This is a genomic window from Stenotrophomonas sp. GD03930 (assembly GCF_029839665.1).
GTDB classification, from domain to species: domain Bacteria; phylum Pseudomonadota; class Gammaproteobacteria; order Xanthomonadales; family Xanthomonadaceae; genus Stenotrophomonas; species Stenotrophomonas forensis.
On record NZ_JAOCAV010000006.1, the window covers coordinates 237725 to 247860 of the forward strand.

The 10136-nt window shown below is 67.8% G+C and carries 9 protein-coding genes; 4 read left to right on the top strand and 5 right to left on the bottom strand.

Going from position 1 to position 10136, the window contains the following annotated elements; genetic code table 11:
- Positions 1-105: 105 nt before the first annotated feature.
- The 4 genes from gorA to N5C18_RS22345 all read right to left on the bottom strand — a co-directional run bounded on the left by gorA (position 106) and on the right by N5C18_RS22345 (position 4541).
- Entirely contained in the window at positions 106-1464 is a 1359-nt protein-coding gene (gene gorA / locus N5C18_RS22330; protein WP_053509369.1) for a glutathione-disulfide reductase, read from the bottom strand.
- The gene (locus tag N5C18_RS22335) at positions 1461-2711 is read right to left on the bottom strand and encodes an FAD-dependent oxidoreductase (RefSeq protein WP_279945620.1); all 1251 of its coding nucleotides are present in this window, start codon (positions 2709-2711) and stop codon (positions 1461-1463) included. Before N5C18_RS22335 ends, gorA begins: the two co-directional genes overlap by 4 nt.
- A gap of 3 nt (positions 2712-2714) precedes the next feature.
- Positions 2715-3959, bottom strand: coding sequence for a DUF418 domain-containing protein (locus tag N5C18_RS22340; RefSeq protein WP_180878488.1), 1245 nt, complete (start codon positions 3957-3959; stop codon positions 2715-2717).
- Between the two features lie 99 nt (positions 3960-4058).
- Complete coding sequence (locus N5C18_RS22345; protein ID WP_008266927.1) at positions 4059-4541, bottom strand: peptidylprolyl isomerase; 483 nt, start codon at positions 4539-4541, stop codon at positions 4059-4061.
- A gap of 111 nt (positions 4542-4652) precedes the next feature.
- On the opposite strand from N5C18_RS22345, the gene N5C18_RS22350 reads away from it, so the two are divergent.
- Positions 4653-5192, top strand: coding sequence for a C40 family peptidase (locus tag N5C18_RS22350; RefSeq protein WP_053509406.1), 540 nt, complete (start codon positions 4653-4655; stop codon positions 5190-5192).
- A 197-nt stretch (positions 5193-5389) separates the two neighbouring features.
- Positions 5390-6097: a C40 family peptidase gene (locus N5C18_RS22355; protein WP_230078916.1), complete on the top strand. Its 708-nt coding sequence runs from the start codon at positions 5390-5392 to the stop codon at positions 6095-6097.
- A gap of 196 nt (positions 6098-6293) precedes the next feature.
- Here the strand turns inward: N5C18_RS22355 and N5C18_RS22360 are convergent, their stop codons facing one another.
- Positions 6294-7628 carry a dicarboxylate/amino acid:cation symporter gene (locus N5C18_RS22360; RefSeq protein WP_133935241.1) on the bottom strand — a complete coding sequence of 445 codons (1335 nt, stop codon included), beginning with the start codon at positions 7626-7628 and terminating at the stop codon, positions 6294-6296.
- 153 nt (positions 7629-7781) lie between these two features.
- Between N5C18_RS22360 and N5C18_RS22365 the strand changes: the two genes are divergently transcribed.
- Together N5C18_RS22365 and N5C18_RS22370 are read left to right on the top strand one after the other, a co-directional pair.
- Positions 7782-9488, top strand: coding sequence for an alkaline phosphatase (locus N5C18_RS22365; RefSeq protein WP_279945621.1), 1707 nt, complete (start codon positions 7782-7784; stop codon positions 9486-9488).
- The gene (locus N5C18_RS22370; protein ID WP_279945622.1) at positions 9485-10030 is read left to right on the top strand and encodes a WG repeat-containing protein; all 546 of its coding nucleotides are present in this window, start codon (positions 9485-9487) and stop codon (positions 10028-10030) included. Before N5C18_RS22365 ends, N5C18_RS22370 begins: the two co-directional genes overlap by 4 nt.
- Positions 10031-10136 lie beyond the last annotated feature (106 nt).

Sequence of the window (10136 nt, forward strand, 5' to 3'; positions counted from 1 at the left end):
CCGGTAGCGCTGAGCGTGCCCGAATGCCGCCTTCTGTAGCGTCGAGCCATGATCGACTGCTTTCGCACGGCAGCCGAGCATGGCTCGGCTCTACAACGGCCCGGCTCAGCGCATCAGCACCACTTCCTCGGCCGAGGTCGGATGGATCGCCACGGTGTCATCGAACTGGGCCTTGGTCGCGCCCATCTTCACCGCCACCGCGAAGCCCTGCAGGATTTCATCAGCCGCTTCGCCCAGCAGGTGGATGCCCACCACCCGTTCCTCCGGGCCGGCGCAGACCATCTTGAACAGGCTGCGCTGGGTACCATTGGCCAGCGCCTGCAGCATCGGGCGGAAACGACTGTGGTACACGCTCACCTGCTCGAAACGCGCGCGCGCTTCTTCCTCGCTCATGCCCACCGCACCCAACGGCGGGTGCGAGAACACCACGCTGGCCACATTCTCGTAGTCCATCTTCGACTGCGGGCGGCCACCGAACAGGCGGTCCATCAGCCGCCGCGATGCCGCCACCGCCACCGGGGTCAGGCCGACCTTGCCGGCGATGTCACCCACGGCGTGCACGCTCGGCACGCTGGTGGTCTGCCACTCATCCACCTGCACCTGCTGGTGTTCGCCGATGCCGATGCCGAGTGCCTCCAGTCCCAGATCACGGCTGTTTCCGCGCCGGCCGGTGGCGAAGAACACCGCATCGAACACGCTGTCGAGCGGACCGTCGTGGCCGAAGGCGCGCACGCGCTTGCCATCGCGCTGCAGCTCGCGCAGGCGGTAATCGAAATGGATCCTTACGCCCTGCTGCTTCAGGTTCTCGGCCAGCTGATCGGTCAGCTCGTAGTCGAAGCGTTCCAGCAGGCGCTTGCCGCGCACCAGCAGGCTCACGCGGCTGCCCAGCGCCTGCAGCAGACCCGCCAGTTCCACCGCGATGTAGCCACCGCCGATGATCGCGACCTCGGCCGGTGCCGCACGCAGATCGAAGAAGTCATCAGACACCAGGCCCAGTTCGGCGCCCGGAATGTCCGGCCGCAACGGATGCGCGCCGGTGGCGATCAGGATGTGTTCGGCGCTGTAGCGCACGCCATCGCTGCAGGCCACCGTATGCGCATCGAGCAGGTGGCCGCGCGCCGGAATGCGCACCACGCCGGTCTCGTCCAGGCGCTTGTGGTAACTGGTGTGGATGTTGCTGATGTAGGCCTGGCGATGGATCACCAGTTCCTTCCACGACAGCGCCGGGCGGGCCTCGACATCGAAGCCCATCGCACTGGCCAGGCCGATGCGTTCGTGCAGGTCGGCCGCCAGCCACATCGCCTTCTTCGGCACGCAGCCGACATTGACACAGGTACCGCCGAGTTCGCCCGGCTCCAGCATTGCCACCCGCTTGCCATGCTGCGCGGCGCGGATCGCACCGGCCAGGCCGGCGGAGCCGCCGCCAAGGACGATCAGGTCGTAATCATAGGGTGCAGTGCTCATCGGAATCGCTCGGGTCGGTAAGGGGCAGGATCGATCGCTGGGGTGCGGCCGCAGACGAGATCGGCGATCAGCTGGCCGGTGCCGGCGCTCATGCTGATGCCGAGCATGCCATGCCCCGCTGCAAGCCAGACGTGAGGATGCGCGGGCGCACGGCCGATCAACGGCACGTCGTCCACGCTCATGGGTCGCCAACCGCACCACTGCTCCTGCAGCTGCGCACCGCGTGGCGCGCGCAGGTAGTGGTCGGCGGCCTGCTGCAGCGCGCGCAGGCGGGTCGCGCGCAAGCTTGGATCGGCACCGGCGAATTCCATGGTACCGCCCAGCCGCAGCGCTTCGCGCCAGGCGATCACGAACACGGAATGATCTTTCAGCACCACCGGCCGCTGCGGCACCAGCGCCGGCCGCGACCAGGTCAGCGAGTAGCCCTTGCCAGGCTGGATCGGCACGCGCAGATCCAGCTGCCGGGCCCAGTGCCGCGACCACGGCCCGGTGGCCAGTACCAGCTCGCGCGCGGCCAGCGACTGCCCATCCGCCTGCACGCGTACGCCCTGTGCGTCATCGCTGAATCCCTGTACGTCCATCTGCTCGTCGATCACCACGCCCTGCGCGCGCAGCACGCGTGCCAGCTCGGCGGTGTAGCGATCCGGCCGCAGCTGCGCGTCACCAGGAAGATGGATCGCGCCGGCCAGGCGATCGTGGAAGGCCGGATTCGCGCGCGCATAGTCGCCACCACCAATGCAGGTCGTGGCGATGCCCTGCGCGTTCAGTGCCTCGCATTCAGCCACATGGTGGTCGAAGTTGCGTGCATCGCCGAACACGTAGTCCAGCCCGCGCGCATCAAATTCGCAGTCAAGCGCATGTGCCTGCACCCACTCGGCCAGGCGCCGCCGCGAATCATCCAGCAGTGCGCCACGTGCACGCGTGGACTGCAGCCAGTGGCGGGCATTGCAGCGTGCGCCGAACTGCAGCAGCCAGCGCCACAGCGTGGGATCCAGCCGCGTACGCACGTACAGCGGCGCGCGTGGATCGAGCATCCAGCGCAACGCGCGCAGCGGCACCCCGGGCGCCGCCAGTGGCGGTGCGTGGCTGGGGGTGATGGTGCCGCAGTTGCCATGCGACGTCGCGCCCCCGACGCGCCCCCGGTCGATCACGCGCACCTGCCGGCCCTGCGCGCGCAACGCGAGCGCACTGGCCAGGCCGATGGCCCCGGCGCCGACCACGATCACGTCCTCGCGCGCCCTCGGCATCGATCAGCCCAGCCCGGCTCCGCGCCGCATCGGCGGCCACTGCCGGTAGGTCATCGCACGCCACAACCATTCCATGGGCCCGAAGCGGAAGTGGCGCAGCCACACGTGCGAGATACCGACCTGCACGGCAAACAGCAGCAGCGCGAACAGCATCTGCACACTGCGCGGCATCATCTCGAACCTGCCCAGTCCGTAGTGGTAGAAGACCCAGGTGCACAGCAACGACTGGCCGAGATAGTGGGTCAACGCCATACGGCCGACCGGCGCCAGCCATGCCAGCCGCGTGCGCCAGTGCACGATCCACGCCAGGTAGCCCAGGCACATCGGCAGGCCGCCGATCGTCACCAGTGCCATTGCGGCTGTTACCGGCAGATCGTAAGCACCCGGTGCCAGGTACGGTTTCCAGGCAACACCCAGCACCGTGACCAGCAGGCCCAGCGGCAGCGCGATCCAGCGCAGCGAGGCGTACAGGCGTGGGAAGCGCTCCGGCGCGGCAAGCGCGCCACTGCCGGCGAACCAGCTGCCGATCAGGAACATGCCCAGCACTTCCGGGCCGGTGATCAGCAGCGCGCCCATCGAGGTACCGAACTCGCTCAAGCGTTGCACGGTGGCCTGCGCCCAGCTGCCCTGCCCGTATACCTGACGCTGCAGCGCGATGCTCTGCTGCGCTTCGCCGAGCATGCCCTGCACCTCTTCGGCCGAGGCCATCGACACCATCGCGCCGACCAGCAGCATCATCGCCACGCCGCCGAGGTAGACGATCACGCCCATCCACGGCAGCCAGCTGCGCGGTGCCTCGCGGCAGGCCAGCAACGGTAGCGAGATCAGCGCGTACATCACCAGGATGTCGCCGGACCAGACCAGCAGCGCGTGGCACAGGCCGATCAGCAGCAGCCCGGCGCTGCGGCGCAGGTAGAACGGAGTGAAATTGCGTCCGGCCACGTCGGCGCGCTGCGCCATCACCGCAAAGCCGGCGCCGAACAGCAGCGAGAACAGGGTGAAGAACTTGCCCTGCACGAACACATAGACAAAGGCATCGGCCCAGTAGTCGATGCCCTGCCAGTGCACGTCGATGCCGGTGAACGCCAGGTCCAGCGGGCCACTGAAGGCTTCGATGTTCATCAGCAGGATGCCCAGCAACGCGGCACCACGCAGGATGTCCAGCACGGCGATGCGTTCGCCGGAAGCCATCGGCTGCAGGGAGGGAGAAGCGGCGTTCACGGGGCATCCGTCGGGCAGGTCCGCCATTATGCCGCCGGCCCACGCGCCATGGAGGCCCGCGCCGTGTTCCAGAAACGCAACGGCCCGCCGAAGCGGGCCGCTGCTGCCATCACGATCGCGCTGCGATCAGTGGTGGTGGCCGCCGTCGCCGTGGACGTGGCCGTGGTCGATCTCTTCCTGGCCGGCTTCGCGCACATCGACGATTTCCACGTCGAAATGCAGGTCCTTGCCGGCCATCGGGTGGTTCAGGTCAACGTCGACCACGCTCATGCCGACCTTCTGCACGGTCACCGCGCGCGGGCCGAAGTTGGTCTGCAGCACGACCTGCTGGCCCGGGGCCAGCTTGGTGTTGCCGAAGTGCTTCTTCGGCACGCGCTGGGACAGGCCCTCGCGGCGCTCGCCGTAGGCGTCGGCCGCAGTGACGTCGACGCTGAAGGTCGCGCCGGCTTCCTTGTCCATCATGGCGTTTTCCAGGCCCGGAATGATGTTGCCGTGGCCGATCAGGATCGCCAGCGGCTCGCCGCGGTCCTTGGACGATTCGATCGGCTCCTGGCCGACTTCGGAAACGGTGTAGTGGAAGCGGACAACGCGGTCTTTTTCGATCTTCATGCGCAACTCTGTCTGGATCTGCCGGAGGCAGGCGGGTTGGGGCGGGTTGTCGCCCGGCGGGGACGCCGCCATCATGACGGCCAATCCAAGGTGGCGCATTATCCGGAGATCATGCACATCACGCCAGTTTCGTCCGGCCTGCGCCGGCTCCTCGCCCCGGCCCTGCTGCTGGCCCTGCCCCTGCTGATGACCGCCTGTGGCGGCGGCAAGGCCACCCGGCCCTCGGCCCCCCCGCCGACCGCCCACTGGCCCAAGACCGTGCCGGACAACCCCGAGGCCGCCAACTCGGTGCTGATGCGTGCCATCAGCCTGGTCGGCACGCCCTACCGCTACGGCGGCAACACCCCCGATTCCGGCTTCGACTGCAGCGGACTGGTGGCCTATGTGTACCGCGAGATGCTGGACCTGAAGCTGCCGCGCACCTCGCGTGACCTGGCGGCGGTACAGGGCCCGAAGATCGACCCACAGCGCCTGGCGACCGGCGACCTGGTGTTCTTTGGCAGCCGCGGCAACGTCACCCATGTCGGCATCTATGTCGGCGAAGGTCGTTTCGTGCACGCGCCGAGCACCGGCGGCACCGTCCGGCTCGACTCGCTCAGCGGGCCCTACTGGAAGGACCACTACACCGGCGCGAAACGTGTCCTTCGCTAAAATGAACAGGCGATATGTTCAAAACTGTGACGCACATCACCATAGAACTAACGGATTACTAACGGAATTTTTAACTTATTGACGCTTTTACAAGGCATGATGCCCCATCGTTTTTTTCCTGTGACCGACGCGTGACGACTGACGACCTGAAAAGCGAAGGCCAGACTTCCGTATCTTCACGTAGTGCCCGCCCGCTGTTGCTTGGCTTGGCACTGTGTCTGACCAGCCTTCCGGCATGGTCGCAGACTGCTCCGAATCGTTCCGATGTGACGCCGGCCCCGGTGGCCGAGAGCCCCGCCCGACCGGCCGCCAAGGCCGAGGCTGCCGCTCCGCAGCGCAGCCGCGTCGATGCCGCCGCCAGCGCGACCCTGGCCGCCCTGCTGCCGCACCTGGCCGCCAACGACACCATTCCGCTGATGGACCGCTCGGCCGTGGTGGCCGGCGATCTCAGCCGCCTGCTCGCCAACTACGACACCAGCAGCGCCGCCAATGGCAGCGTTGTCGGTACCGCCGCCGACAACGGCAAGGTGCAGTCGCTGCTGCGCCGTGCGATGACCCTGCTGGGCACCCCGTACCGTTGGGGTGGCAGCAACCCGGACAGCGGTTTCGACTGCAGCGGCCTGGTCGGCTACGTGTTCCGCTCCGCCCTCGGCATCGAGCTGCCGCGCGTCTCGCGCGAGATGGCCCACGATGACAACGCCGAACTGATCAACGACCGCACCGCGCTGGCTGCCGGCGACCTGGTGTTCTTCGGCCGCAAGGGCCGCGTGGACCACGTCGGCATCTACGTCGGTGACGGCCGCTTCCTGCACGCCCCGAGCTCGGGCAAGGACGTGCGCGTGGACACCCTGCTCAGTGGCTACTGGGGCAACAAGTTCATGCAGGCCCGCCGGGTCGATCTCTGACCTGACCGGTTGGCGCGACCGCGCCGCCTGACACCAGCAAGCCGCTGCCCTGCAGCGGCTTTTTTTTGTTGGGCCCGCAATGACGGATAGGCGCCGGCCACCCCCGGTGGGTACCGACCGTTGGTCGGTACCGCATCAGCCGCCTGCCAAACAAAAGGCCCGCCGGTCAGGGCGGGCCTTTCATCGCTACGCAACCTCAGCCGCGTGGTGGTGTCGGGTCGGGGTCGTCCACGCCCACATTGCCGGACGGATTGTCGTACACCGCCTGATCCAGCAGGCCGGTTTCCTTGGCCACGATCACCGGCACCAGCATCTGGCCGGTCACATTGGTCATCGTGCGCATCATGTCCAGGATGCGGTCGATGGCATACAGGTAGCCAATGGTCTCCAGCGGCAGGTTGGCTGCGCTCAGCACCACCGTGGCCATGATCACTGCGGTGCCCGGCACGCCGGCGGTGCCGAAGCTGCCCAGCACCGAGGCGATCAGCACCACCACGTACTGCTCCGGAGTCAGCGGCACGCCGCTGTATTGCGCGATGAACACCGCGCACAGCGCCGGGTAGATCGCGCCGCAGCCATCCATCTTGATACTGGCGCCCAGCGGCACCGCGAACGAACCGTAGTCCTTGTTAACGCCCAGGTTGTGGGTGATCGAGCGCAGCGCCACCGGCATCGCCGCGAAGCTGGACGAGCTGACAAACGCCACCTGCATGCCCGGTGCCGCACCACGGAAGAACTTCAGCGGGTTCAGGCCGTGCGCCAGCAGCAGCGCGCTGTAGACCACCACGATGTGCAGGGCACAGGCCACGTACAGTGCCAGTACGAAATGACCCAGCGGCAGCAGCTTCTCGAACCCGTAGCTGCCGACCAGGCCGGCGATCAGGCCGAAGGTACCGATCGGGGTGACTTCCAGCACGAAACGGGTCACCTGGATCATGATGTCGCTCATCTGGCCGACCAGCTTGCGCGCCTCGGTCACCTTCTCGCCCAGCTTGACGATGGCAAAGCCGACCAGGCCTGCGAAGAAGATCACCGGCAGGATCGAGCCGCGACCGGCGGCCAGCACGGTTTCACCTGCGGCGTTGACCTTGGTGCCGATGCCGGACAGCGCATAGAAGACATTGGCCGGCACCACGTCCAGCAGCACCTGCACCACGCTGGGCACTTCGCGCGGCACGTAGTTGCTGGCCATCGACAGCTGCAGGCCACCGGCGCCGGGCTGCAGCACGGTACCTACACCCAGGCCCACGCACACCGCCAGCGCGGCGGTGATCACGAACCACAGGAAGGTGCGGCCACTGAGCGCGGCAACCGACTTCTGGCCGTGCAGTGACGAGATCGCATTGATGACCGCGAAGAACACCAGCGGTACCGCGATCATCTTGATCAGGGTGACGTACAGCTCGCCGAGCGGGCCGAACCACGTTTCTGCGGCCGGGCCCAGCGCCCAGCCGGCGAGCGCACCGAGCACGAAGCCACCGACCACGCGCTGCCAGAATGGAATCCGCAGCCAGGCAGAGACCAGCTTCATAGGCAATCCAGAGGGGAAGAAGGGATGCTGGAACGATAGCCCAAGGCGGCCGGCAGAACGACCGCCCGGCCGGCAAATCAGTGTGTCATCGGCGTGCCTTGCGGGGCCGGGCATAATGAACGTCCCGTTACAGTTTGTGAGATCCCTGCGTCCATGCGCCGTTCCGTCTCCCTGTTGGCCGCCTGCGCCACCACCCTGCTGCTGGGCGCCTGCGCCAGCACTGCCCCCGCGTCCGCCCCGGCCGGCCTCAAGGTCGCCGTCGATCCCGTCGCCCACCCGGCCGGTGAGACCCCGCAGTGGTGGTACCGCAGCGGTGCCGCCCAGGCGGCCGCCAACGGCGCGATGTCCGGCAAGGCCAAGAACGTCATCCTGTTCCTGGGCGACGGCATGAGCCTGACCACCGTGGCCGCCTCGCGCATCTACGAGGGCCAGCAGAAGGGCGGTTCGGGCGAAGAGAACCTGCTGTCCTGGGAGCGCTTCCCGGCCACGGCGTTCAGCAAGACCTACAACACCGATTCGCAGACGCCGGATTCGGCCGGCACCATGACCGCCATCACCACCGGCGTGAAGACCCACATGGGTGCGATCGGCGTCAGCGCCGGCAGCCGCACCGACTGTGCCGACAGCCTGTCCAAGGGCCTGCTGACCTGGCTGCAGCTGGCCGACAGCGCCGGCCTGGCCACCGGCGTGGTGTCCACCGCACGCCTGACCCACGCCACCCCCGCCGCCACCTACGCGAACTCGCCCGAGCGCAATTGGGAAAACGACACCGACCTGACCGAAGCGGCCAAGGCGGCCGGCTGCAAGGACATCGCCCAGCAGCTGCTGTCGACCTCGCGCTATGGCCGTGGCCCGCTGGTCGCCCTCGGCGGCGGTCGCGGTGAATTCACCACCGTGGAAGAGCGCGACCCGGAGTATGACGACAAGGTCGGCCAGCGCCTGGATGGCCGCAGCCTGGTGCAGGAATGGCAGCAGGCGCACCCGCAGGGTGCCTACGTCTGGAACAGCAAGCAGCTGGCCGCCGCCGCCAATGCTCCGGCCATCCTCGGCCTGTTCGAGCCGGACCACATGCGCTACGAGTACGAGCGTCCGCAGGATCCGGGCGGCGAGCCGAGCCTGGCCGAACTGACCGCCGCGGCGATCAAGAACCTGGCCAAGCACCAGGAAGGCTACGTGCTGATGATCGAGGGCGCGCGCATCGACCACGCCAATCACAGCGGCAACGCCTACCGTGCCCTGACCGAGACCGTGGCGCTGTCCGATGCGGTGCGCGTGGCCAATGAACTGACCTCGGCCGACGACACCCTGATCATCGTCACCGCCGACCACTCGCACACCCTGAACTTCGTCGGCTACCCGGCACGCGGCAACCCGATCCTGGGCAAGGTGAAGGACAAGGGCGGCGAAGACGGCGCCGGCAAGCTGGACTACGCGCTGGACGGCAGCGGCCAGCCGTACACCACCCTGACCTACGCCAATGGTCCGGGGCACACCGGCGCCAGCAACCAGCAGCCGGCCGGCGCCAAGCGCTACCCGCACAACCCGAGCAGTTTCGAACCGGCCAATGGCCGCCCGAACCTGCGCGAGGTCGACACCGAGCACCCGGACTACATGCAGGAAGCGCTGGTGCCGATGAAGTCCGAATCGCACGGTGGCGAGGACGTCGGCATCTGGGCCCGTGGCCCGGGCAGCAAGGCGATCCGCGGCACGCTGGAACAGAACGCGATCTACCACATGATCGTGCAGGCCACCCCGGCCCTGCGCGAACGCCTGTGCCAGGCCGGCACCTGCGACGACAAGGGCGTGCCGGTGCAGCTGCCGGCGCCGACCGCCTTCGAGCGCAAGGCCGAGGCCAAGTGATCGCGCGGCAGGCCCGCCCTGCCCCCGCCAGCGGCCGCCTCGCGCGGTCGCTGGTCCTGCTCGGCATGCTGGCCAGCAGCACTGCGCTGGCACAGGCACCGGCCTGCAAGCTGCTCACCGACGAGCACGGGTTGTGGCCGCTGCCCAACTGCGAGGTGGTCGATCACCGGCCCAGGATCCACCCCGACACGCTGAAAGACCTGAACTTCGACGACCACGGCCTGGCCGTGGTGTATGCCGACCAGGGTTTCCATTACGTCAACCGCGAGGGCCGCAGCCTGCCGGTGCTGACCTGGGACAACGGGCCGGAGACACCGCAGGAGGGCCTGCTGCGGGCCCGCGTCGGCAACCGCGTGGGCTACTTCGATCTGAAGTTCCGTCAGGTGGTTCCGGGCACCTTCGATTTCGGCTGGCCGTTCCGCGATGGCGTGGCCGAGGTCTGCAACGGATGCCGTCGGGGCACGCCGGATGCGGATGGGCACACCCCGATGGAAGGCGGAGAGCGGTTCCGCATCGACCGTTCGGGCCGTCGGGTGAAGTAGGGGTTCGGCAGGGCTGCGCCCTGCACCTGCTGCAGGCCAGAGCAACAGCAACAGCAACAGCCAAAGCGGCTCTGGTTTTCTGTGGGTTGGGCGGGGCGGTGTCGGA